This is a genomic window from Streptomyces sp. TRM64462 (assembly GCF_013362995.1).
Taxonomy (GTDB): Bacteria; Actinomycetota; Actinomycetes; order Streptomycetales; family Streptomycetaceae; genus Streptomyces.
Genome location: NZ_JABWDV010000155.1, coordinates 1 through 24,753, shown reverse-complemented (window position 1 = coordinate 24,753; position 24,753 = coordinate 1). Strand labels below are relative to the sequence as shown.

Below are 24,753 nucleotides of genomic sequence, written 5' to 3'. Positions count from 1 at the left end.
GGCCCGCGCCTGTTCACGCCACGGCCCCGCGCCTCTTCACGCCACTGCCCCGGCGCCGCTCACAGCACGGCCTTGCGCGCCACGGGCGCTCGCACCACCGCCTCGCGCCGCGCGGCCGCTCACAGCACGGCCTCTCGCCCCGGGGCCGCTCACAGCACGGCCTCGCACGACGCGGCCGCTCGCACCACCGCCTCGCGCCCCGCGGCCGCTCACACCACGGCCCGCGCACGTTCCACGACCGCCGCCAGGTCCAGCGTGTGCGGCAGCGTCCCGAACGCCGTGCCCCAGTCGCCGCCCAGCCGCGACCCGCAGAACGCGTCCGCGACCTCCGGCGGCGCCCACCGCACCAGCAGCGAGCCCTGCAGCACCAGCGCCATCCGCTCCACCAGACGGCGGGCCCGCGCCTCGATGCCGTCCAGGTCGGCGAGCTCGGTCAGCAGGCCCTTGATGGCCGCGTCCAGCCGGTGGTCCGCGCCGCGCGCCTCGCCGACCTCGTTCAGGAACGCGTTCAGCGCCTCCGGCTCCCGCTGCAGCGCCCGCAGCACGTCCAGTGCCTGGACGTTGCCGGAGCCCTCCCAGATGGAGTTGAGCGGCGACTCGCGCAGCAGCCGCGGCATCCCCGACTCCTCCACGTACCCGTTGCCGCCCAGGCACTCCAGGGCCTCCGCCACCGTCGGCGTGCACCGCTTCGTCACCCAGTACTTGGCCGCAGGCACCGCCAGCCGCAGCAGTGCCCGGTCGTGCTCGGCACCGGACGACTCCACCGCGTCGTACGCCGCCGCCAGCCGCATCCCGAGTACCGTCGCCGCCTCCGACTCCAGCGCCAGGTCCGCCAGCACGTTCCGCATCAGCGGCTTGTCGATGAGCGGCCCGCCGAACGCGCTGCGGTACGCCGAGTGGTGCACGGCCTGCGCCACCGCCTGCCGCATCAGCGCGGCCGACCCCAGCACGCAGTCGAGGCGGGTCGCGGCGACCATCTCGATGATGGTGCGCACCCCGCGCCCCTCCTCACCGACCCGGCGCGCCCACGTCCCGTCGAACTCGACCTCGCTGGACGCGTTCGAGCGGTTGCCGAGCTTGTCCTTGAGCCGCTGGATCCGGAAGACGTTACGCGTCCCGTCCTCCAGGACGCGCGGCACGAGGAAGCAGGTCAGGCCGCCCGGCGCCTGGGCCAGCACCAGGAAGCCGTCCGACATGGGCGCCGAGCAGAACCACTTGTGCCCGGTGAGTACGTACTCCCCCTCGGCCTCCAGCGGCGCCGCCGCCGTCGTGTTCGCCCGGACGTCGCTGCCGCCCTGCTTCTCCGTCATGCCCATTCCGAAGAGCACCCCGGTCTTCTCGGCCGGCGGGCGCAGCTCCTCGCCCTCGTACACGCGCGAGGTCAGCTTCGGCTCCCACACCGCGGCCAGCTCCGGGTCCGCGCGCAGCGCGGGAACGGCGGCGTGGGTCATCGACAGCGGGCAGCCGTGCCCCGCCTCCGCCTGCGTCCACACCAGGAACCCGGCCGCGCGCCGCACGTGCCCGGACGGGCGGGCCCAGGCCGCGGTCAGCCCGGCGGTCACCGCGTGGCCGAGGAGCCGGTGCCAGGCCGGGTGGAACTCGACCTCGTCGATCCGGTGGCCGTACCGGTCGTGGGTGCGCAGCCGCGGCGGGTACTCGTTGGCGAGCGCGCCCCAGGACTGGGCCTGCGCCGAGCCCGCCGTGGTGCCCAGCCGGGAGAGCTCCTGCCGTGCCTCGTCGAGGAGTTCGGGCGGAAGGTGGCGTTCCACGGCTTCCGTGAGCGCGCGGTCGGCGGCGAAGACGTCGTATCCGACCAGCGGCGGAGGCTGATTGGTCACAGTGTGGGTGGTGGCTGCCATGCGGATACGGTAAGGAGGTGCAGGCAGCAAAGGAAACACCCGAGTCGGCCCCAGGGTCCTCTTCCGGACCCGGTTCAGGGCCCGGCACCGGGTCCACGGGACGACTCCACCGGGCCCGCGTCCTCTACCGCAACGTCTCGAAGCGGAAGCTGGCGTGGCTCCTCCTGAAGGACACCGTCAACTCGTGCATCGAGTACCGGATCCTCGGCCTCGCCGCCGAGGCCGCCTTCTTCACGCTGCTGTCGCTGCCGCCCCTCATGCTCGGTCTGCTCGGTCTGCTCGGCTACATCGACGAGTGGACCGACACGACCACTGTCGCGTCCATCGAGAAGAACATCCTCGCGGCGGTCGGCACGGTCCTCTCCGAGGACGGAGTCAACGACATCGCGAAACCGCTCCTGGAGGACGTCACCCAGGGCGGTCGCCCCGACATCATCTCCATCGGCTTCGCCATAGCGCTGTGGTCCGGGTCCCGGGCCGTGAACGTCTTCATCGACACCATCACCGTCATGTACGGCCTGGACGGGCACCGCGGCATCGTCGCGACGCGGCTGCTCGCCTTCCTCCTCTATCTGATCGCCCTCGTGATCGGCGCGGTCGTGCTGCCGCTCGCGGTCGTCGGCCCGGACCGCGTGGTGGAGCTGATCCCGTGGGGTACGGAGGTGGTGGCCGTCCTGTACTGGCCGGTCGTCATCCTGCTGTCCGTCGCGTTCCTCACGACCCTGTACCACGTGTCCGTGCCGGTGCGGTCCCCGTGGATCGAGGACGTGCCGGGCGCGCTCGTGGCGCTCGGGATGTGGGTGCTGGGCAGCTTCCTGCTCCGTATCTATCTGACGAACACGGTCGAGGGCCCCACCATCTACGGCTCCCTGGCCGCACCGATCGCCGTTCTGCTGTGGATCGGCATCTCGGCCTTCGCGGTGCTGGTGGGCGCCGCCGTGAACGCGGCCATCGACCGTGTGTGGCCGTCGGTCTCCACGGCCGCCGCCCGCGCCGAGACGGAACGCCTCCGCGCGGCGGAGGCCGAGGCCCTGCTCGCCCGGACACGGGCACCGGACGGTGAGAACCCGGCCCCGGACGACCCGGACGACCCGGACATGCCGTCGGAGTTCCCCGAACGGTGGTCGCGCTTCCTGCCGCCGGACGACGTCCGGGCGCGGCTCCAGAAGGAACGGAACGGCAAGAGCAAGGGGCCCGACGACCGGAGGCCCCGGTGAGCACCGCCGGCGGTCACCGGGAGCGGCCTCCCGCCGGGACGGTGCCGTCCTGTGCGGATCGGACGTCCGCCGTAAGGAATTCGTCATCGGATCACGGTCCTCAGCGGGGCGTTCGCCGAGTTGAATGGCAGCCACGTGACCCGTGGACGAGCGAACGCGAGGAGTGGTGACGATGGGTGGTGCGCGGCGGCTGGTGGCCCGGCCGGTGGTGATCGGCGTGCTGGTGGTGGCGCTGGCGGGGCTGGGTTTCGGGCTGTACTGGTTCCAGCCGTGGAAGCTGTGGACCGACGACACGGTCCAGGAGGCCCTCCCGGGGGTCTCGGCGCCGGCGGACCCCGCCGCGCCCGCCGCCCCCTCCGCCCCCGCCGCGCCCGCGGATCCGGCGGGCCCGTCCGCTCCCGCTTCGCCCGCCGCCCCCTCCGGCGACAGCGGGCCCCGCACCCTCGCCACCGGCACCTTCATCAGCCACGAGCACGCCACCAGCGGCTCCGTACGTGTCGTCCGGCTGACCGACGGGTCCCAGGTCCTCCGCCTGGAGGGACTCGACACCAGCAACGGCCCCGATCTGCGCGTCTGGGTGACGGACGCCCCGGTGATCGAGGGCAAGGCCGGGTGGCACGTCTTCGACGACGGGGCGTACGTCAGCCTCGGCAAGCTCAAGGGCAACAAGGGCGACCAGAACTACGCGCTGCCCGCCGGTTTCGACCTCGACACGTACTCCAGCGTCAGCATCTGGTGCGACCGCTTCGACGTGTCCTTCGGAGCGGCGACGCTCAAGGCGGCGGCCTGACGGTCGCTTACGGCTCCCGTACCGCGACCAGGACGCAGCTCGGGCCGTACTGCCAGACCGGGCCCGCCGCGGCGAAACCGGCCTTGTGGAGGAGCTCCACGTGGCGCTGGAGCGTCAGGCCGTTGTCGCCGCCGGCGCCCGGGCCGCGGCGGGCGCGTTCGGCGAGGGGGCCGGCGAGCTCCGGGGCGGAGGCGGCCGCCGCCCACCAGCCCGTCCAGTCCTCGTGGGCGTCCGCGCCGTGGCGCTCGGCGTGACGGCTGCCGACGACCCGGGCGAGTGCGGCGACCGCCGGGTCCTCCTGGAACAGGTGGTCGCCGTTGACCAGCACGCCGCCGCCCCGCAGCCGGTCCCGTACCTGCTCGTACACCGACAGCAGCGCCGGCTCCGGCAGATAGTGCAGCGCCGTCGCCGACACCACCGCGTCCAGCGGACGGCCGCGCAGCTCCAGGCACGCCAGCCACCCGGGCGCGCCGATCGTCGCGTCCGCGAACCGCACCGCCGTGCCGTGGTGCGCCCGGCCCAGCGCCAGAAGCAGCGGATCGGTGTCCACGCCCACCACCTCGGCGTGCGGCAGCCGCTCGGCCAGCCGGGCCGCCAGGGAGCCGGGGCCGCAGCCCAGGTCGGCGATCAGCGGGCGCGGCACGGCCGCCGTCGCGGCCTCCACGACATCGGCGATCACCGTGAAGCGGGCCTCGCGATCGCACGCGTACCGCTCCTGCTGGAGTTCCCACCGGCGGATCCACTCACCCGCGCGCTCGGCCGTCAGCGGCCGTGACATCAACCGTCGCGACATCGTCCCCTCGTGCTCCCTTGCTTCCGTACTGCCTCAGGCCGTGCCCGCGAAGTCCCCGCTGCCGGGCGGCTCTGCGGACACTCCCTACCGCTGCCCGCCCGGCCGGTCGTCGGCCAGGTCCGACAGCACCCCGAGGAGCCGGTCGATCTCCTCGGGCGTGTTGTAGACGTGCAGGCTGACCCGCACCGAGCTGTCGCTCTCGCCCGCCCGGGCCTGGCACAGGCCGTCCGCCCGGACCAGCAGCCCGTGGGCGGCCAGGATGAACCCCAGGTCGTTGGCGCTGATCGAGCGGTGCCGGAACGTCACCAGGCCCTGCCGGCGCTGCACCGCCGAGTCGGCCGTCAGACTGAGCGGGCAGCCCAGCACCTCGTACGCGTCGAGCTTGCTCAGCCCGTCCGTGAGCCGTACGCCGAGACCGACCGTCCACTCCTCGATACGGCCGAGGCCGGCAGCGTCCAGCCAGTCCAGGGCCGTCCGCAGGCTGAGGATGCCCGTCGTGTTGGGCGTGCCCTGCCAGCCGCCCGGCCGGAAGGCGCCGCCCCGCTGCCCGCGCGCCCACACCACGCCCGTACCGGGCAGCGCCATCGCCTTGTGCCCGGAGAACACCACGAAGTCCACGTCCAGCGCGCCCAGGTCCAGCGGCAGATGGCCCACGCTCTGCGCCGCGTCCAGGCAGATCGGCACGTCCGGGCCGACCACCTTCCGTACCCGGTGCACGTTCATGTCGGCGCCGTACACGTGGTGGACGTGCGTGACCGCCACGAACCGGGTGCGCGGCCCGACCAGCGCGGCCAGCGCGTCCACGTCGTAGTCCCGCGAGTCCTGCTGGTACGGCAGGGGGTGCACGGTGATCCGCACGCCCCGCTCGGCGAGCAGCTCCCGCGCCTCCAGCCACGGCAGATGGTTGGCCTCGTGGTCCGCGAACGGCACCACGATCTCGTCGCCGTCCGCCAGCTCCCGCACCAGCCAGTCGCGGGCCACGGTCCGCAGCCCGTCCGTCGTGCCGCTGGTGAACCACACGGCCGAGCGGTCGGGTGCCGGGTCACCGAGGAACGCCTTGACCCGCTCCCGGGTCTCCTCGATGAGCGCCGTGGTGCGGTTGGCCCACGTGTACGTGCCGCGGCCCGCGTTGGCGTTGCAGCCGGTCAGATACGTCTGGACGGCGTCCAGCACCGCCTTCGGCTTCTGCGCGGTGGCCGCGCTGTCCAGATACGCCAGGCCGGGGTTGCCGGTGACGATCGGGAACTGTTCGCGCAGCGGCCGCTGCCACTCGCGCAGCCCCGCCGACGGCGCCGGGAACGCGGCCGATGCCGTGTGCCTCGACTGCCTGGTCGTGTCGCCCATCGTGTCCACCGCCTCAGTCCCGCACCATCGGCGCGCCCGCGTCCCGCCAGGCGATGATCCCGCCGGCCAGACTCCGCACGTTCCGGTGGCCCATCCGCGTCAGCAGCGCCGCGTACGCGACGGACTGCTCACCGACCGGGCAGACCAGCAGCACCGGCTGTGACCGGCCGAACGGCAGCCCGCCGTGGAGGAGTTCCGCGAACAGCTCGTCGACGATGTTGACGGACCCCTCGATGTGGAGCGCCGCGAACGCGAACGCGCCCCGCAGGTCCACGACCACGGGCCGCTCCGTGTCGATCCACGCCCGGGCCTCCTCGACCCCGATGACGTGCACCGCCGCCAGCTCGTCCGGTGTGAGCGTGGCGGGCGAGTTGGGGCGCGGCGGGCGCCGCAGCAGTTCGGGGCGGCGCTGCCGTACGTAACTCATGTAGCTCTCGACGCGGTCGCAGACGATGAACACCGCGGTCCGCCGCCGCCCGTCGCCGGACTCGTCCCGGGACAGTCCGGCGTCCACGGCGCGCAGATGGCGTACGGCTCCGAAATAGGCGGCGCCGCCGGTCGGGCCGGCGAGGATGCCGCAGCGGCGTACGAGCGTCAGCATGCCGTCGATGGCCTCGTCGGCGGTGACCGACTCCAGCGTGTCGTACGTCTCCGGGTCGAACAGGCCGACCTCGTGGACCTCGTCGATGTTCCGGATGCCGGGTATGAAGTCCGACTTGTGGGCGACGAGCCCGATGACGCCGGTGTCCGGGGCGTGGGCGCGCAGGGCGCGCGCGGTGCCGGTGGACGACCCGGCGGTGCCGACGGCGGCGACGAACCAGTCGGGGGCCGCGCCGCCCAGGTCCTTGATGATCTCGGGCCCGGTGCCGGAGGCGTGGGCCTCGGCGTTGGCCGGGTTGTAGTACTGGTCGGTGTGCAGGTACTGGCCGTCGTCCTCGGTGAGCATCCGGTGGATGCGGGTCAGCGGGTCCTCGGTCGCGGTCGGGTCGAGGCACTCGGCCTGCCCCGGCAGCTCCTCGATCTCCGCGCCCAGCAGCAGGAGCAGGTCCTTGATCTCGGGGACCTTCATCCGGTTGGTGACGCTCTTGAACGGCAGCCCGTGCATCCCGGCGATCACGGCGAGGGCCTTCGCGGTGTTGCCGCTGGACAGTTCGACGACCGTACGGCCCTGCGCGCGGGCCTGCTCCAGATGCGGCCGGGCCATCCGCCAGGCGGCCCGGTCCTTGACCGAGCCGAACGGGTTGAGCATCTCCAGCTTGGCGTACAGGTCGATGTGGGCGAGTCCGTGCACCTCGGGGGCGATCCTGACGAGGGGGGTGTCGCCGATGGCGTCGGTGATGTGGTCGTACCTCATAGGGCGCCCCCCGGTTCGTCCGCGGTGAGATGGGGCCAGTACTGCTCGTCGAGGCACCAGCGCCACGCCCCTGCGGCGTCCTGGTGGACGGCGGCCTTGCGGGCGACGGGCTGCCGCATGGCGTGGTCGGCGGTGAAGTCCATGAAGTAGCCCGCGGTGTTGACGAACGCGAGGAGATCGCCGGGGCGCGGCGCGCGCGGCAGGAACACGGTGCGGCGGCTGATGAGATCGGACTCCAGGCAGAGGTTGCCGAGGATGTAGACGCCGACGGGCCGCTCGACGCCGTCGTCGGGCGCGCCTCTCGGTACGAGGACCGGGTCGACGAGCAGCCCGTGGTCCTCCAGGCCCACGTCACGGGCGTTGGCGGCGATCCGTACGAGCCGCTCGCCGGCCGCCGTCGCCCGCACCTCCAGGACCTCGGCGAGCGTGATGCCGCACTGGTCGGTGAGGGCACGGCCGGGCTCGGCGTGCAGGTCGTACAGGTTCTCCAGGAGCAGCGTGGCGAGCGGGCGGCCCAGCGACGGTGCGGCCTGGCCCAGGAGTTCGTCCAGGTAGCGGGGGCCGGCGACGGGCCGGTGCCCGGGGTACACGCCGAGGGCGCCGCGCAGGGTGCCGTTCTCGGCGCGCAGCCCGTAGCCGTGGCCCTCCCAGGTGAGGGGCGGGCGCCTGCCGAGCAGGGCGCGGGTCAGTTCGGTGGTGTACGCCTCCCACTGGGCGCCGTCGGCGAGGTAGTCGACGCCGAACCCGCCGCCGATGTCGACGGCACGGGGCCGCAGCCCGCGGCGGCGGCAGTCGTCCAGGACGCGGACGCAGCCTTCGAGCGCGACGGCCTTCTCGGCGAGGGACATGGTGTCCAGGTGGTACGAGACCCCGGTGAGCTCCAGGCTGCCGGGGTGCTTCTCGACGAGGTCGAGGAGCGCGTCGGCCTCGTCGGCCGGAGTGCCGAACCGGCTGCGGCGGGTGAGCGTGCGGGTGCCCGGCGCGGTGAACTCGGAGAGGCGCGGCATGACGCGGACCCGGGGGAGGTCGTGGCGCTCCACCAGCGCGGCCAGCGCGGTGAGTTCGCCCGCCGAGTCGGTGCCGACGGTGACCCCGGTGCGGGCGGCGAGCCACAGGAAGGCGGGGTCCTTCGGGCCGGTCGCGGTGATCCGTTCCGGTGTGAAGCCGCAGCCGAGTGCGTGCTGGAGCTCGCCGAGCGAGGCGACGTCGATGCCGACGGAGGCTCCGGCCGAGGACGCGCCGCTTGCGGCGGGGCTGTGGGTGGCAGGGCTGTGGGCGGCAGGGCTGTGTGCCGCGGGGCCGTTCGCGGGTGCGGAGATCGCGGCGAGCCGGCGCACGAGGGCGCTGGAGCGGTTCGCCTTGTGCGCGAAGCAGATCCGCCCGGCGAGCCGGTGCCGGGCGTACACGTCCTGGAAACGCCGTACGTTGTCGGCCATCTGGTCCGGCAGTACCACGTTGAGGGGGGAGCCCAGGGCGGCGACCAAGGAGTGGAGGAAGACGGGGGAGTCCAGCAGCGCCGCCGGCCGCGACTCCAGGCGTGGTGCGAGATACAGCGGATCGCTCATGCGGGTGTGGTCCTGGTCCTCTCGAAGGGACGGAAGGTGTCGTCTCGGAGGGACTGACTCGGCCGAGTGTGACGGGGCGACGTGCCGGAGGTCGAGCATGCCAGCAGATGACAATGGTTGTCATAAGCGATCTGGTGGTGTGTCACGGATCCCACACATCCGGAATGTGTGACTCCGCAGGCCGGTTGGGGTGCGCGCCCTCAGCACGCCCCGGCGCGACCGCCCCGCTCGCGGACCGGACGCGGACCACCGTCTCATGCGACAGACGTATGAACTGATGGACGGTCCGGTGTCGAACGCCGCATCCGGTTACGACGGAAGGGGTGACTCGACATACGTCGATCGCCGTACAGGAAGTGGGACCGAAAAACCGTTGGCGCGGTCCGGCGGAGCCCGGCTAACGTGTGGACGTCGCACACGGCGACCAACGACAACGACGCTCAGGGGGTGAGGACATGGTGACTGTCACGGTGGCGGCCGCTGCCCGGCTGCAGAAGATCATCATTCCCACTTCCGCGGTCCCCGTCTGACGTCGAGAACGCGACGTCCGGGACCGCCCCGAGAAGGGCTCCCGTTGTCTTCCTCCCGCTGTTCGTCTTCCCTCTCTCCTTCCCTCTCTCGTTCCGCCTCTCTCTCCTCCGCCTTCGCGTCCCTGGCCCCCTACGGCTGGGACGCCGCCTGGGAGGAGGAGTTCGCTCCGTACGCCGACCGGGGCCTGGTCCCGGGGCGGGTCGTCCGCGTCGACCGCGGCCAGTGCGACCTGATCACACCCGAGGGCACCGTCCGCGCCGACACCGCCTTCGTCACCCCGCACGATCCCCTCCGCGTGATCTGCACCGGTGACTGGGCGGCCGTCGACCCGGCCGGCGGATCCCCGCGCTACGTCAGGGCGTACCTGCCGCGCCGCACCTCCCTCGTACGGTCCACCTCGTCCAAGCGGTCGGACGGGCAGATCCTCGCGGCCAACGTCGACCACGCGGTCATCGCCGTCTCGCTCGCCGTCGAACTCGACCTCGGCCGCATCGAGCGGTTCCTGGCACTGGCCTGGGAGTCCGGGGCGCAGCCGCTGGTCGTCCTCACGAAGACCGACCTCGTACCGGACCCGGTCGGCCTGTCGTACCTCGTCCAGGACGTGGAGACCACCGCGCCCGGCGTACAGGTGCTCCCGGTCAGCGCCGTCACCGGCGAGGGCGTCGACGTGCTGCGCGCCCTGGTCGCGGGCGGCACGACGGTGCTGCTCGGCGTGTCCGGCACCGGCAAGTCGACCCTCGCCAACACGCTCATCGGCGAGGACGCCATGGCCGTCCGGGCGACCCGCGACGTGGACGGCAAGGGCCGCCACACGACCACCACCCGCAACCTGTTCGTCCTGCCCGGGGGCGGCGTCCTCATCGACACACCGGGCCTGCGCGGCGTCGGGCTGTGGGACGCCGGGGCGGGCGTCGGCCAGGTCTTCGCGGAGATCGGGGAACTGGCCGCGTCGTGCCGCTTCCACGACTGCGCCCACCAGGCCGAACCCGGCTGCGCCGTCCTCGCCGCCGTCGCCTCCGGCACCCTGCCGGAACGCCGGCTCGACAGCTACCGCAAGCTGCAGCGCGAGAACGCGTACATCGTGGCCAAGACCGACGCCCGGGTACGGGCGGAACTCCGCCGCGAGTGGAAACGCAGGGGGGCCGAGGGCCGCGCCGCGATGGCCGCCAAACGCGGCGCCGGCCCGCACCCCCTGCACTGATCGCACCTGAACTGGCCGCATCCGCCACCCGCCGCCCGCTCGCCCCGCATCCAGCCGGGCGGGCGGGTGCGGGGGTGGGCGCGGGGCCTCCGCGCCCCGGGGCCCGCCGGGCGGAGCGGGGGCTACGTACCGACCACCACGCCCAGCCACGCCGCGACGATCAGGAGGCAGGCGAAGAGCTCCACCAGGACGCTCGTGCCGATCGCGCGCATGACGGCGCGGGTCGACGCCGCCGCCGGGCCGTGGCCGCCGAGGCGGAGGCGTTCCGAGAGGTAGATGCCGCCGACGTAGCCCGGTACCGCGCCGATCACCGGGAGCACGACGAAGCCCACGAGCGCGCCGACGCCCGCGTACACCACCATCCGGCGGGTCACGCCGACGCCGCGCAGGCGGCGGGCGGGAAGCTGCCACACCACGGCCTGGGTCACCAGGAGCAGGGCCGTCGCGCCGACCAGCAGCCACCACGCGGCCGCCGACGTGTCCTGGAGCGACCACCACAGCACCGCCGCCCACACCAGCCACGGCCCCGGAACGCCCGGGACCAGGACCCCGAAGAGGCCGAGCAGCAGCACCAGAGCGACCAGGAGCTGCTGCCACACACCCATCTGTCCAGCGTGCAGGACGCCCGCCGTCCGTGCAGGTCAGCAGGTGCGTCGGGGGAGGTCAGCGGCTGACCCAGCCCCGTTCGTACGCATGCCAGCCCAGCTGCAGCCGGGTCGTCACGCCCGTCAGCTCCATCAGGCCCTTCACGCGGCGCTGGACCGTACGGAGCCCCAGGTCGAGCTGCTTCGCGACGCTCGCGTCCGTCATACCCGCCAGCAGCAGCGACAGGATCTCCAGGTCCGTCGTGTCCGGGCCCGCGGCCGCCGTCCCCGCCACCGAGCCGCCCGGATCCAGACGCAGCGGCACCGCCTCCCGCCACACCGCCTCGAACAGGCCCATCAGCGACTCCAGCAGCCCACTGGCGTGCACCACCAGCGCCGCGGGCTCCGCGCCCCGGCCCGTCAGCGGCACCATCGCCAGCGACCGGTCGGCCACCACCAGCCTCGTCGGCACCCGGTCCACCATCCGTACCCGCTCGTCCCGGCCCAGCGCCGCCGCCAGCTCCGCGACCCCGCCCGGCACCTCCAGCACCTCGCGTTCCACCACCACCCGGTGCGCCACGCCCGGGCGGGCCGCGCGCTCCTCCGCGTCGTGCTCCGCGCCCGCCACCACCACGGGGCGGCCCGTGACCAGGGCGCACACCTCGTCCGCCGCGCCCAGCCGGAGCTGGAGGAACCGGTGCGCCACCGCGCCCGCCCCGGTGACCACCTCCACCAGGTCGTGCACCTCGGGCTCCGCCGCCTCCGCCCGGTACTCCTTCGCCAGCAGCGCCGCCGCCAGCTCCGCCTGCTCCAGCTCGTGCCGCTGCCGGGTGACCAGCGCCCCCAGGGCGACCCCCGGCGGCGCCGCCACCCAGCGGCCCGTCCGGTACGAGGACCGCGCGGCGAGCCCCTGCGCCTCCAGGCGCCGCAGCGTCCGCTCCGTCTCCGGCTCCGCCAGGCCGAGCCGGTGCGCGAGGTCCGTGACCCCCGCGGCGCCCAGCGCGACCAGCGCCCGGTACGCGGACTCCTGCCGCTCGTCCAGCCCTATAGCCGTCAGCACCCGCGCCCACCCCTCACTCCGGCCCTCATCCCGGGAACACGCCGCTCCGTCCGGGCCGTGGCGGAAAACAGCCACGGCGCGAACCCGCCTCGCCCATCATCACCACACCGCACGCCCCTCTGCCAAGGTGCCGCCACCGCGGCACTCACCGCTCCACTCCCCTCCACACCCACCCGGAACGGAACGCCCCGCTCACCCCCCGAAACCGGCCAGGGCCGTCGTAATCGGCCATCTTGGCTTCGGTTCTGCGCCATGACTACCTTTCCTGCCCCGCCAGACGGCACGCTTCCCGGTGACCACGCACAGCCGTCGTCGGCGCGCCCGGAGACCCCGGGCACGGGACGCCGGAGAGTCCTCTCGTACGGGGGTGCACTTCGTCATGTCGTCACACGGGGGAACAGAGCCTGTCGTCGAGGCCGTTCTGCGACGGGCGGCACAACAGCCGCAGCGCGTCGCCGTACGGCAGGGGGCCGAGCGCCTGACGTACGCGGAACTGGCCGACCGCGTACGGGCGGAGGCCGCACGGATCGGCCGGGCCGGCCCGGACCTGGCGGGACCGGAGCCCGTGGTCGCGGTCATGCTGCCGCGCGGCATCGACCTCGTGGTGACCCTGCTCGGCACGCTTCGCAGCGGCGCCGCCTTCCTGCCGGTCGACCCCGGGCTGCCCGAGGACCGGGTCGCACGGATGCTGTCGGCCGCCGACGTCTGCGTCACCGACCGGGCCCACCGCGCGGTCCCCGACCGCGTCGGCCTTCCGGTCCTCCAGCCGGCCGACCGGAGCGGCGACGACCACACGGCCGCGGCACCGGCGGCCCCTCACGAACCCGCGCCGCCCGCCCGGCCCCTCCACCGCGATCAGGCGGCCTACGTGCTGTTCACCTCCGGCAGCACAGGAACACCCAAGGCCGTCTGCGTACCGCACGGCGCGCTGGCGAACCACACGGCCTCGGTCGCAGCGGCATACGGCCTGGGGCCCGACGACCGGGTGCTCCAGCTCACCACCATCGGGTTCGACGTCGCGCTCGAAGAGATCCTGCCGACCCTGGCCGTCGGCGCCGAACTCGTCCTCGCACCGCCCGCCGTGCTGTCGCCCGAAGACCTCAGTTCCCTCCTGGCGGCGGAAGGCGTCACGGTCGCCAACCTCGCGACCCCCTACTGGCAGCACTGGGTGCGGGACCTCACCGACGGCCGCGCGCCGGTGCCCGACCACCTGCGGCTGCTCGTCGTGGGCAGCGACACGGGCCGCGCCTCCACCCTGGCCGCCTGGCGGCGGTTCAGCGCGGCGGAGGTCGTCAACGCCTACGGGCTGACCGAGGCGGCCATCACCTCCACCGTGCACCGCTTCGCACCCGGAGAGCCCTCACCGTACGCCGGGGAGCCCGACGCGGTACGGGAGCTCGACACCGTACGGGAGGAGCCCGATCCCGTACGGGAGGAGCCCGACGCCGTACTGCCGGTCGGCCGCCCCCTCGACGGGGTGGCCGTCCGGATCCTCGGCAAGGACCTGGAGCCGGTCCCGGCCGGCGAGACCGGTGAGATCTGCCTGTCCGGCGCGGGCCTCGCGCGCGGCTACCTCGGGGACCCGGCGCTCACGGCCGAACGCTTCGTGCCGGACCCGCTGGCCGGCACGCCCGGCGCCCGCCTCTACCGCACCGGAGACCTGGGGCGGTGGGACGAGGAGGGAGTCCTTCACGTGCTGGGCCGCGCCGACGAGCTGGTCAAGATCCGTGGCCAGCGGGTCCATCCGCGCGAGGCCGACCGCCATCTGACGGGCCATCCACAGGTCGCCGACGCCCTCACGGTGGCCCGCCCGACGGGCCCCGAGGGCGCCACCGAGCTCATCGCCTTCGTCGTCCCGGCCGACCCGCGCGCCGTACCGACCGCGGCGCAGCTGCGCGAGCACCTCGCGACGCAGCTTCCCGCGGCCCATGTACCCCGGCGCTATGTGATCGTGGACGCGCTGCCCCTGCGGCCCAACGGCAAGGTGGACACCGACGCGCTCCCGCTGCCGTCCGGATGGGAGCGGGCCGCGCACGCCCAGCGCCGGCCCCCCGCCACACCCGTCGAGGAGGCCCTGGCGGACATCTGGCGCGAGGTGCTGGAGGTCACGGACCTCGGGACCGACGACTCGCTGCTGGACCTCGGGGGCCACTCCCTGGCCGTGGCCCGGATGGCGAACCGCATCACCGACCGGTTCGGCATACGGCTCCCGGTACGCGACCTCATGGCCGCGCCGACCATCACCGAGCAGGCCGCGCTGCTCACCGCCCCGGAACGGACGGGGCGGCCGCTCCCCCTTCCTCCGCTGGTGCGCGCCGCACCGGACGCGGACGTGCCGCTGACGGCCCAGCAGCGCCAGGTGTGGTTCCTCCAGAAGCTGTCCCCGGGCAACGTCGCCTACCACGCGCAGACGACCCTCCGCGTCATCGGCACCCTGGACACCGACGCGCTCGGCCGGGCCGTCGCGGCCATCACGGCCCGGCACGCCGTCTTCCGCACCACCTTCCACGACGACGGCGGAACGCCCCGGCAGCGGGTGCACGCCACCGGCCCGATGCCCGTCGAAGTCATCGACCTCACCGGACTGCCCGCCGACGAGCGGCGCGCCCGGGCCGAGGAGATCGCCGCGGAGCGGGCCCGTACCCCGTTCGCCCTGGACGAGCTGCCGCTGGTGCGCTGGACCGTCCTGCGGCTGGCCCCGCTCCAGCACGAGATCGTCCTCGTCGAACACCATCTGGTGCACGACGGCTGGTCCTTCGGCCTCCTCATGCGGGAACTGCGCGCCGCCTACGCGGCCGAGGTCACGGGCGAGCCCGCCGAACTGCCCCCGCTGCCCCACCAGTACGCGGACTACGCCCTCTGGCAGCACACGTCCCTCACCTCCGACGCGTTCCTCGCGCAACGCGACCACTGGGCGGCGGTGCTGGCCGACGCGCCCGCACCCACCACCCTCCCCACCCTGGCCCCCCGGCGCGGCAGGCAGACCTTCCACGGCGCCGCCGTCCGCGTCGAGGTGCCCACCGCCACCGTCACCGCGCTGCGCAGGCTGGCACGGCAGGAGGGCGCCACGCTCTTCTCGACCATGCTGGCCGGCTTCTACGCCCTGGTGGCGCGCTGCACCGGCGAACACGACCTGGTGATCGGCTCCGGCTTCGCCAACCGCCAGATGGCCGAGACGGAACAGATGATCGGGATGCTGGTCAACCCCGTCGTCCTGCGCTGTGACACCGGCGGCGACCCCGCCTTCACCACCCTGGTGCGCCGCACCCGGGACACGGTGCTGACCGCGTCCGCGCACCAGGAGTACCCGTTCCTCGAACTCGTACGGCACCTCAACCCGGACCGTGACCCGGCGGCCAACCCGTACTTCCAGCTGATGTTCAGCTCCAACGACGCACGCATGCCGGACCTGGAGCTGCCCGGCGCGTCGGCCACCGTGTTCGAACGGGACAACGGCTCGGCGAAGGCCGACCTCAACGTCATCATGATCCCGCGCGCCGAGGCGGAGACCGGCGCGGACGGACGCGTCGACGGCCGGGTCACGCTGCTCTGGGAGTACAACGCGGACCTGTTCGCGCCCGCGTTCATGACGGAGCTGGTCGAGTCCTACCTGGAACTGCTGGCCGACGCGTCCCGCCACCCGGACCGCAGGCTCTCCGGCCTGGCGTTGCTCACCGCGCCGCGCAGGCAGGCGCTGCTGCGTGCGGGCACGGGCGGGGACGCGGGACCGGCCCGCCCCCTCGCGCGGCTGATCGAGGACGTCGTCCGCCGGTGCCCGGACGCGGTGGCGGTCCGCGCGGCCGACGGCGAACAGCTCAGCTACGCCGAACTGACCGCCGAGGCGGCCGCGGTGGCCGCCCGGCTGGACGCCTCGGGAACGGGCGACGAGCCGGTCGGGCTCTTCCTGTCCCGCAGCCCCCGCATGCTCGCGGCGCTGCTGGGCGTCCTGCTGTCGGGCCGGTCCTATCTCCCGCTGGACCCGGCGCACCCGCGGAGCAGGACCGAGTTCACCCTCACCGACTCCGGCGCCCGCAGCGTGCTCGTGGACGCCCGCACCGCGGCCGAACTGCCCGACGGCCCCTGGGAGGCGATCGACGTCGCCCGGTGCACGGCCCGCCCGCCGGGCTCCCCCGGAGCGGCGACCGCGTTCCCCCGGCCGCCGGCCCATCCGGACGCGACGGCGTACATCCTCTACACCTCCGGCAGCACGGGAACACCCAAGGGCTGTGTGGTCAGCCACCGCAACGTCGACCACTTCGTCCGCTGGGCGCTTCGCGACACCCCGGCCGATGCCCTCTCCCGGACCCTCGCGACCGTCTCGATCTGCTTCGACATGTCCCTGTACGAGCTCCTGCCCCCGCTCGCCTCGGGCGGCACCGTGCAGCTCCTCGACCACCTCCTCGACCTGCCGAAGCTGCCGCCGGACCAGGCGCCCACGCAACTGTGCGCGGTGCCCAGCCTGCTCGGCGACCTCCTGCGCGACCACCGGCTGCCGCCGACGCTGCGCCTGGTCAGCCTGGGCGGTGAGGCGCCGTCCGCCGCGCTGGTCTCCCGGCTGTACGCCGACGGCGTCCCTGCGGTGCGGAACCTGTACGGCCCGACCGAGATCACGGTCCTCGCCACTGCCTGCGAGGTCACGGACCCCGGCCCCGACAGCACCCGGCCGGTACCGCTCGGCGGCCCGGTCCACGGTGCGCAGGCGTACGTCGTGGACGAGCGGCTCAACCCGATGCCGCCCGACTGCCCCGGCGAACTGGTCGTGGGAGGCGACGGCGTCACCGCCGGATACCACGGGCGCCCGGGCCTCACGGCGGAACGATTCGTCCCCGACGTGTTCTCCGGTGTACCGGGAGCCCGCCTCTACCGCACCGGCGACCGGGCCCGGTGGACCAGCGACGGCCGCCTGGAGTTCCTGGGGCGGCTGGACGACCAGGTGAAGATCCGTGGCCTACGGATCGAACCGGGCGAGATCGAACACGTACTGACCGCCCATCCGGGCGTCTCGGCCGCCTGGGTGGCCGTCACGGGCGAGGCGCCCGACCAGACGCTCACCGCCTATCTCCAGCGGTCGGGCGAGTCGGCCCCCGACCCGGCGGAGCTGCGCGCTCACGCGGCGGCCCGGCTGCCGTCGGGCCTGGTGCCGGCCGCCTTCGTCGTCCTCGACGAGGTACCGCTGACGCCCACCGGCAAGGTCGACCGGGCACGTCTGCCCGTGTGGGGCGAACCCGACAGCACACCGCAGGACCGCGCGGCGGGCGAACCGCCCGCCGACGCCCTCGAAGAACGTGTACTGCGCATCTGGGCGGAGGAGCTGAACCAGCCGGCACTCGACCGGGACAGCAACCTCTTCCTGGTGGGCGGGCACTCGCTGCTGATGCTGAAGCTCCGGCACCGCACCGCGACGGAACTGGGCGCCGAGGTCGAGACGTCGGCGTTCTTCGAGCATCCGACGGTCGCGGAGATGACGGCGCACCTGCGCTCCCTCGGGTACGGCGGACGGGATGGACTGGGGGAGCAGGTGTGAACCCTTCCACGGGAAGCCGGGCCGACGGAGGCGGAGGGCCGGCCGGTCCCGCCGCCCGCCGCGCACTGACCCCCGCACAGGCCGGTGTGTGGTTCGCCGAACAGTGGCAGCACACCGGACACGCGGCCGGTGCCGGCCCGGTGGACGCGACCAAGTACCACATCAACGCCTCGCTCCGGCTCAGCGGACACCTCGCGCCCGACGCCCTGCACCGGGCGCTCCAGGCCCTGACGGACCGGCACCCGATCCTGCGGGCCCGCGTCGAGGACGGCCAAGGCGCCGACGGCCCAGCTCTGACGGATCCGGGGCCGATCTCGCTTCCCCTCCCGGTGGTCGATCTGCGCGCCACCCCGTACGGCGCCGACGAGACCGCCCGCGCACGTCAACGGGACGAGCTCGCCCGCCCCTTCGACCTCGCCCGGGGCCCGCTGGTGCGGGCCACGCTCATCCGGCAGGCCGACGACGACCACCTTCTCGTCCTCGTCGTCCACCACCTGGTGTGCGACGGCTGGTCGCTGAGGATCCTCTACCGCGACCTCGGAATGCTGTACCGCGCGGAGTCGGGCGAGGACATCCGGCTGCCGGCACCGGCTTCCTGGTTCGACGAGAAGCCCGCGCCGGGTCCGGAACCCGGTGCCCGCGAGCACTACCGGCGGATGCTCGGCGACGCCCCCGCGGTCACGGACCTGCCCACCGACAGGCCCCGCTCCGACAGCGGTACGGCGCCCGGAGCCGCGCTCCAGCGGGACGTCCCGGCCGGGCTGTGGCGCGCCGTCGTCATGGCGGGGGCGCGGTGGCGGGCCACCCCGGCCATGGTGGTGACGGCGGTGCACGCCCTGCTGCTCGCCAAACTCACGGGCGGGCGCGATCTGGTCGTCGGCGTCCCCTCGGCGGGGCGCGGCAGCCAGGAGCAGACCGAGACCGTGGGCATGTACGTCACCACGATCCCCTTGCGCGTCCGGATCTCGCACACGACCACGGCCGAGCAGCTGGTCCGCCAGGTCCGCGACCGCACCCTGGAGTCCCTGCGCCACCCGGCCACGGGGCTGGAGGAGATCGTCGCGCTGCTCGGTGCCGAGCGCTCGGCGACCACCGCGCCCCTGGTGCAGACCGTGTGCGCGGTGGAGCAGCTCGGCATCGAGATGCCGACGCTGGGCCCCGTCACCACGCGCCGGGCCGAACTGCCCTGCACGGCAGCCAAGTTCGACCTCTCCCTGGGCGTTCAGGTCTCCTCGTCCGGGGTCGTGGCGGACTGGGAGTACGCCACGGCGCTCTTCGACGCCGACACGGTGGCCGGTATCGCCGACGCCTGCCTCGCCCTGCTGGCCGCGTTCACGGCGGCGGAACCGGACCGTCCCGCCCTGACCCTGCCGCTGGGCGCCACCCCCGGCCTCACCCCCGGCCTCACCCCCGGCCTCGCCTCCGGTGTCACCTCCGGCGTCACGCGTCCGCCGGAGCCGCCCGCCGCGGCCGGAGCCACGGCGCCGGACGCCTCCGGCTCGGACACCGCCTGCGTCCCCGAGCTGATCGCGCGCCGCGCACGCTCCGCACCGGACGCCGTCGCCGTCCGCGCAGGCACCACCGTGCTGACCTACCGGGAACTCCATGAGCGGGCCCGCGCGGTGGCCGGGGCGCTGCGGGCGGCGGACGCCGGCCCCGAGGACACCGTGCTGCTCGCGGTGGCGCGCGGAGCCGACTGGGCCACGGGACTCCTCGGCATCTGGTACAGCGGCGCGGCGGCCGTACCGGTGGACCTCCACCAGCCCGACCTGCGCCTGCGGGAACTCGCGGAGACCGCCGGAGCCCGTCATGGAATCAGCGGCTCGGCCGCCGACGCCGAGACGCTCCGCGGCCGACTGGGTGCCGGGCTGTCATGGACACCGGCGTCCGCTCCCGGCTCCGGCGTGGCCGGCACGACGGCCCCGGCCCCGGTCCCGGCCCCGGCCCCGGCCCCGGTCCCGGCCCCGGCCCCGGGACCGGGACCGGGACCGTACGGACCCCACCCCGCCACCGTCCCCGCGTCACTCGCCTACGTCCTGTTCACCTCCGGCTCCACCGGCCGGCCCAAGCCCGTCGCCGTCGCGCACGGCAGCCTCGCTCACCACGCCCGGGTCACCGGCCGGCGCTACGGGCTCACCGCCACCGACCGGGTCCTGCAGTTCGCCGCGCCCGCCTTCGACGTCGCCCTCGAAGAGGCGGTGCCGACATGGTGCGCCGGAGGGACCGCCGTCTTCGTCGAGGACAACACCGTGGGGCCCGCGGCGCTGGAACCCGTGGTCGCCGACGGCGTCACCGTGGTCAACCTGCCGACCCCGTACTGGGCGGAGTGGGCCAGGGACCTGCACGCCCGGCCCCGTGCCCTCCCTCCCGCGCTGCGCCTGGTCGTGATCGGCAGCGACACCGGCCACCACGCGGACCTCACCCGCTGGCACGAGGGCGGCGGCGGCCCGGTGACCAATGCCTACGGCCTGACGGAGACGACGATCACAGCCACCACCTGCCGCCTCGACGGACCGGCCCCCGCGGGCACCGACGAGACCACCGTCCTCCCCATCGGCAGGCCGCTGCCGGGCATCACCGCGTACGTCCTGGACAGCACGCTCCAGCCGGTCCCGCCGGGGCTGACCGGTGAACTCTGGATCGGCGGGGCGTGCCTCGCCCGTGGCTACCACCGCCAACCGGCCCGGACGGCGGAGCGGTTTCTGCCGGACCCGTTCGCCGCGCGGCCCGGGGCGCGCATGTACCGCACCGGGGACCGCGTCCGGCGCGGCACGGACGGCGAACTCGCCTTCGTGGGCCGCCTCGACGACCAGGTCAAGATCCGCGGCCACCGTGTGGAACCACGTGAGGTGGAGGCGGCGCTCCTCACCCATCCGCTCGTGCGGGACGCGGCCGTGCGCGTCCTCGCGGTGGCGGGCTCCCGGCGTCTGGTCGCGTACGCCGCTGTCGCGCAAGACGGACGGGACGGCGAGGCTTCCGCGGCAGACGCCGGGGACGGCGAGCGGACCGACGGTCCGGCGCTGCGACGGTTCCTGACGACCGTCCTGCCCGCCCACGCCGTACCCGCACACCTCGTCGTACTGCCCCGGCTGCCGCGGACCCCCGGCGGCAAGCTCGACACCCGCGCCCTGCCCGACCCGCCGGAGCGCGCCACCGCGCCCGACGCCGGAACCGGCCCCGAGGCCGGTCCGGAGGCCGGAGCGGAGCAGGAGAGGAGCCCCGAGGAGGCCGTCATCGCCCGGATCTGGGCCGACGTCCTGGGCGTCCCCGCCGTGGGGCCGGGCGACAACTTCTTCGGCATCGGCGGCGACTCCGTCCTGAGCATGCGCGTCGTCTCCCAGGCCCGTACGGCCGGGCTGGAGCTGACCACCCGGGACGTCTTCCGCCACCAGACACTGGCCGAACTGGCCGCGGCGGCACGCCCCCTCCCCGCCCCGCAGGCCCCGGTCGTCCCCGCCGGGCCGGTCACGCATGCCGCCCGCACCACGGCGGAGGCGGTGGTGACCCCGCTCCCGGCGCCGGACGTCCCTGACCGGCTGCGCCTCCTCGCCGACCTGCGCGACGCCGCCGCCGTGCACCCCGCGACCCCGATGCAGCGGTGGGGCCTGAACCGCCTCGCCCACGCCCCGCGCCCCGGCCTGTACCGCGTGTACGAGGCGTTCGACATCGGCGGCACCGACACCGACCCGGACGCGCTGGTGCTCGCCTGGCAACTCCTGGCCGAGCACCATCCGGCGCTCCGCTCCTCGCTCCACGTCCACGGGGGCCGGGCCTGGCAGGCGACCCACCGGAACGTACGGATCCGGCTGCACCGCGAGGACACGCGTAGCGCCACCACCGACCGGACGGCGGACGCCATGGCCGCCTATGTCGAGGACCTGCGCGGCCGCGCGGTCGGCGCGGGGGAGCCCGGCCATGTGGAGCTGGCCCTGTTCCGGAGCGACCACGCGACCCGGCTGGTCTGGAGCTTCTCCTACCTCCACGTCGACGGCTGGTCCTTCCCCCACCTGCTCCAGGACCTCTTCACGCTCCACGACGGCCTGCGCGCGGGGCGCGTACCGCCGCTGCCTGCCCGCCCATCGCCCGGCGACCTGGCCGGCCCACGGGCACCGGAGGACGAACAGGCCGCCCGCGCCCACTGGCGGGCCGAACTCGCCGGGGACCCGGCCGGTTCGGTCGCCGCCCTGCTCGGCCCCGCCGACGGGCCGGCCGAACAGGCGGACCTGCGCACCTGGCTGACGCGGGACCAGACCACCGCGCTCCGCGCGAGCCTGCGCCGCCGCGGCCTCACCCTGCACACGGCCGTGCAGGGCGCCTACGCGCTGGTGCTCGGGGCGCTGGCGGAGAGCGACGACGTGCTGTTCGGCACGGTCGTGGCGGGCCGGTCGACCGCCGGGCCGGGAGCCGAGGACGCGGTCGGATGCCTCAACAACGTCCTGCCCAGCCGGGTCCGGATCCGCCGTACCGAACGCACCGGCACCTGGCTCCGCCGGCTCCAGGACCGCCACGCGGAGTCGGCCGCCCATGAACGCACCAGCCCCCTGGACGTCCAGCGCTGGTCAGGCGTCCCCGACGGCGGCCGGCTCCACGACTCGCAGATCGTGGTGGAGAACTTCCCCTTCGCCACGGCGCTGCAGTCCCGGATCGCCGGCTGGGGCCAACTGGCCAACGGAGCCCACGGCGACGAGGCCCTGCGGCTCACCGTCTGGCCGGACCCCGCTCTGCTGATCAAGGTGGGCTACCACCGGGACCTGATCCCCGACGCCGGTGCCGCGGATCTGCTCCACCGGGTCAAGGCCGTACTCGCCTCGCTCGCCGGCCATCTCGACGACCCGACGGACCGGCCGGCCGCCGTGGCCCGCCGCCCCGCACCGCCCGTCACCGGCTGACCCTCGCCGCGCCCGTACAAGGCGACCGCCCACCACCCAGGAGGAGGCTCCGATGCCGTCACCCCGGCCCCAGGAACACGAAGAAGAGGAACAGTACGACGTCGTCGTCAACGACGAGGAGCAGTACTCGATCTGGCCGGCCGGCCGGGACCTGCCACCGGGCTGGGAGAGGGAGGGCACCCGCGGCGCCAAGGCCGACTGCCTGGCCAGGATCGACGAGGTCTGGACCGACCTCCGCCCCAGGTCGCTGCGCGAGCATCTGGCGCGTCACGGCCGGTGAGCACGGCGGGCGACGAGGTGGCCGGGGCGGCCGATGCGGCGCGCGGCGCGGCGCCGCCCCGGCGGCGCAGCCTGTGGCTGCACCGGGGCTTCACCGCGCTGTGGAGCGCCCACACGCTCAGCCAGTTCGGCACGCAGATCGCCTTCTTCGCCCTGCCGGTCCTGGCCGTGACCACACTCGGCGCCTCCACGACGGAGCTCGGTCTCCTCGCGGCAGCCGAGACGCTGCCGTTCCTCCTGATCGGGCTCCCGGCGGGGGTCCTGGTCGACCGCTGGCCTCGTCGACCCGTGCTGATCGTCGCGGACCTCGTACGGGCGGTCCTGCTGGCGGCCGTGCCGCTGGCCCACCTGGCGGGGGTACTGACCTTTCCGCTGCTCTTCGCGGTGGCCATGCTGGTCGGCACGGCCACGGTCCTGTTCGACATCGCCTATCTCTCCTATCTCCCCGACCTGGTGGACCACGCCGACCTCCCGGCCGGAAACGCCCGTCTGGAGTTCTCCCGCTCCGCCGCCGAGTCGGCGGGACCGGGGCTGGGCGGACTCGCCGTGCAGTGGACGTCGGCGGCGACGGCGGTCTGGGGCAACGTGCTGAGCTACCTCGGTTCGGCCCTGCTCCTGGGCCTCATCGGCCGTGGCTCCGCGCACGGCGAAGCCCCGGCAGACGCGCACGGGGACACGCACGCGGAAACACCCGCGGAAACGCCCGCGGACAAGACGGGAGCCGGCGGGTCGATGGCCGGGGCCATCCGGGACGGATTGCGTTTCGTCTTCCGGCACCCGGTCCTGCGCGCGCTGGCCGTCTCCACCGCCGTGGCCAACCTCTTCGGCATCGGCGGAGCCCTGAGTGCCGTGCTGACGGCGTACGCCGTGAACGATCTGCGCCTGTCCGTGGGGCTCTTCGGCCTCGCGCTGACGGTCGGCAACGCGGGAGCGGTGGCGGGTGCCCTCCTCAACGGCGTCCTGCTGCGCGTCCTCGGCCCCGGGCGCACGCTCATCCTGACGTCCCTCCTTCCCCCGCTCGGTCTGCTGCTGCTGGCGACCGCCGCCCCCGCACGTGCCGCCGTCGTCATCGCGGCCGCCATGGGCCTCATCGCGGGGAGCGTCACGGTCTACAACATCAACCAGGTGAGCCTGCGTCAGGCCGTGACGCCCGCCGGGATGCAGGGCCGGATGAACGCCTCGATGCGCTTCGCCATCTGGGGCGCCCTCCCCCTCGGCGCCCTGGCCGGCGGCGCACTGGCCGATCTGATCGGCATCCGGGCCACCCTGTGGTGTCTCGGCGCGCTCGGCTGCACGGCCTGCCTGCCGCTGCTGATCCGTCCCGTCCGTACGCTGCGCCGGATGCCGTCGCTCTGACGGCGCCCGGCGCCCGGCGGCCTTTCATGATGAGCACTTTTTCCGGAAGCACCGTTTCGCGCGCCCCCCGCTGAGGACAATTAAGGGCATGAGTCCACAGGGGGACAGGAACGCCACCGGCGAGGACGACTGGTGGGACAAGCTCTACGACGACACCGCCCCGGACACGGCCCACGCCGCGACGGGCGACACCCTCGACGACCGCTACCACTCCGCCTCCGGCACGCTCATCCCACCGCACGGCCCCCCACCGGACGGCCCCCCACCGCACAGCCCCCCGTCCCGGGCCCCGTGGGAGCCACACCCGCCCACGGGCCCGCGCACCTTCCCGTACGACGCGCCACCCCGCGCGGTCGAACAGCCCCCGCGCCCGTGTCCCGGCGAGGACCCCCGGCGCCCCGCCGCTG

At 74.2% G+C, this 24,753-nt stretch carries 14 protein-coding genes and 1 pseudogene; 8 read left to right on the top strand and 7 right to left on the bottom strand.

Annotated elements, in window-relative coordinates:
• Positions 1-209: 209 nt before the first annotated feature.
• Positions 210-1,859 carry an acyl-CoA dehydrogenase family protein gene (locus HTZ82_RS07125; RefSeq protein WP_175408438.1) on the bottom strand — a complete coding sequence of 550 codons (1,650 nt, stop codon included), beginning with the start codon at positions 1,857-1,859 and terminating at the stop codon, positions 210-212.
• Positions 1,860-1,876: 17 nt separating this feature from the next.
• Here HTZ82_RS07125 and HTZ82_RS07120 point away from each other — a divergent pair, with 17 nt between their 5' ends.
• Both HTZ82_RS07120 and HTZ82_RS07115 read left to right on the top strand, forming a co-directional pair.
• Positions 1,877-3,076 carry a YihY/virulence factor BrkB family protein gene (locus HTZ82_RS07120; RefSeq protein ID WP_175408437.1) on the top strand — a complete coding sequence of 400 codons (1,200 nt, stop codon included), beginning with the start codon at positions 1,877-1,879 and terminating at the stop codon, positions 3,074-3,076.
• 172 nt (positions 3,077-3,248) lie between these two features.
• On the top strand, positions 3,249-3,866 hold the full coding sequence (locus tag HTZ82_RS07115) for a DM13 domain-containing protein (RefSeq protein ID WP_175408436.1): 618 nt from the start codon (positions 3,249-3,251) through the stop codon (positions 3,864-3,866).
• Between the two features lie 7 nt (positions 3,867-3,873).
• Here the strand turns inward: HTZ82_RS07115 and HTZ82_RS07110 are convergent, their stop codons facing one another.
• The 4 genes from HTZ82_RS07110 to HTZ82_RS07095 all read right to left on the bottom strand — a co-directional run bounded on the left by HTZ82_RS07110 (position 3,874) and on the right by HTZ82_RS07095 (position 8,922).
• Positions 3,874-4,644 carry a trans-aconitate 2-methyltransferase gene (locus HTZ82_RS07110; RefSeq protein ID WP_175408435.1) on the bottom strand — a complete coding sequence of 257 codons (771 nt, stop codon included), beginning with the start codon at positions 4,642-4,644 and terminating at the stop codon, positions 3,874-3,876.
• Positions 4,645-4,743: 99 nt separating this feature from the next.
• A complete protein-coding gene (locus HTZ82_RS07105) occupies positions 4,744-6,003 on the bottom strand; it encodes an aminotransferase class V-fold PLP-dependent enzyme (protein WP_175408434.1) in 1,260 nt (419 codons plus the stop codon).
• Positions 6,004-6,016: 13 nt separating this feature from the next.
• Positions 6,017-7,357, bottom strand: a complete 1,341-nt coding sequence (locus HTZ82_RS07100; RefSeq protein ID WP_175408433.1) for a pyridoxal-phosphate dependent enzyme — start codon at positions 7,355-7,357, stop codon at positions 6,017-6,019.
• Positions 7,354-8,922, bottom strand: a complete 1,569-nt coding sequence (locus tag HTZ82_RS07095; RefSeq protein ID WP_175408432.1) for a Y4yA family PLP-dependent enzyme — start codon at positions 8,920-8,922, stop codon at positions 7,354-7,356. The genes HTZ82_RS07100 and HTZ82_RS07095 overlap by 4 nt, the downstream gene beginning before the upstream one ends.
• Before the next feature lie 574 nt (positions 8,923-9,496).
• Here HTZ82_RS07095 and rsgA point away from each other — a divergent pair.
• Positions 9,497-10,654: a ribosome small subunit-dependent GTPase A gene (rsgA, locus tag HTZ82_RS07090; RefSeq protein WP_175408431.1), complete on the top strand. Its 1,158-nt coding sequence runs from the start codon at positions 9,497-9,499 to the stop codon at positions 10,652-10,654.
• 122 nt (positions 10,655-10,776) lie between these two features.
• Here the strand turns inward: rsgA and HTZ82_RS07085 are convergent, their stop codons facing one another.
• Together HTZ82_RS07085 and HTZ82_RS07080 are read right to left on the bottom strand one after the other, a co-directional pair.
• Positions 10,777-11,259, bottom strand: a complete 483-nt coding sequence (locus HTZ82_RS07085) for a DUF456 domain-containing protein (protein WP_175408430.1) — start codon at positions 11,257-11,259, stop codon at positions 10,777-10,779.
• A 58-nt stretch (positions 11,260-11,317) separates the two neighbouring features.
• Positions 11,318-12,298 (bottom strand): LuxR family transcriptional regulator, encoded by a 981-nt coding sequence (locus HTZ82_RS07080; protein WP_175408429.1) that lies wholly within the window; start codon positions 12,296-12,298, stop codon positions 11,318-11,320.
• A gap of 379 nt (positions 12,299-12,677) precedes the next feature.
• Here HTZ82_RS07080 and HTZ82_RS07075 point away from each other — a divergent pair, with 379 nt between their 5' ends.
• The 5 genes and pseudogenes from HTZ82_RS07075 to HTZ82_RS07055 form a co-directional block, all read left to right on the top strand.
• Positions 12,678-17,822: a non-ribosomal peptide synthetase gene (locus tag HTZ82_RS07075; protein WP_175408428.1), complete on the top strand. Its 5,145-nt coding sequence runs from the start codon at positions 12,678-12,680 to the stop codon at positions 17,820-17,822.
• On the top strand, positions 17,819-22,711 hold the full coding sequence (locus HTZ82_RS07070; RefSeq protein ID WP_175408427.1) for a non-ribosomal peptide synthetase: 4,893 nt from the start codon (positions 17,819-17,821) through the stop codon (positions 22,709-22,711). Before HTZ82_RS07075 ends, HTZ82_RS07070 begins: the two co-directional genes overlap by 4 nt.
• Positions 22,712-22,763: 52 nt before the next feature.
• Positions 22,764-22,991 (top strand): MbtH family NRPS accessory protein, encoded by a 228-nt coding sequence (locus HTZ82_RS07065; RefSeq protein WP_175408426.1) that lies wholly within the window; start codon positions 22,764-22,766, stop codon positions 22,989-22,991.
• Positions 22,988-24,346 (top strand): MFS transporter, encoded by a 1,359-nt coding sequence (locus tag HTZ82_RS07060; protein ID WP_217623758.1) that lies wholly within the window; start codon positions 22,988-22,990, stop codon positions 24,344-24,346. The genes HTZ82_RS07065 and HTZ82_RS07060 overlap by 4 nt, the downstream gene beginning before the upstream one ends.
• Before the next feature lie 88 nt (positions 24,347-24,434).
• Positions 24,435-24,753: pseudogene (locus tag HTZ82_RS07055) on the top strand (hypothetical protein); the annotation flags it as partial.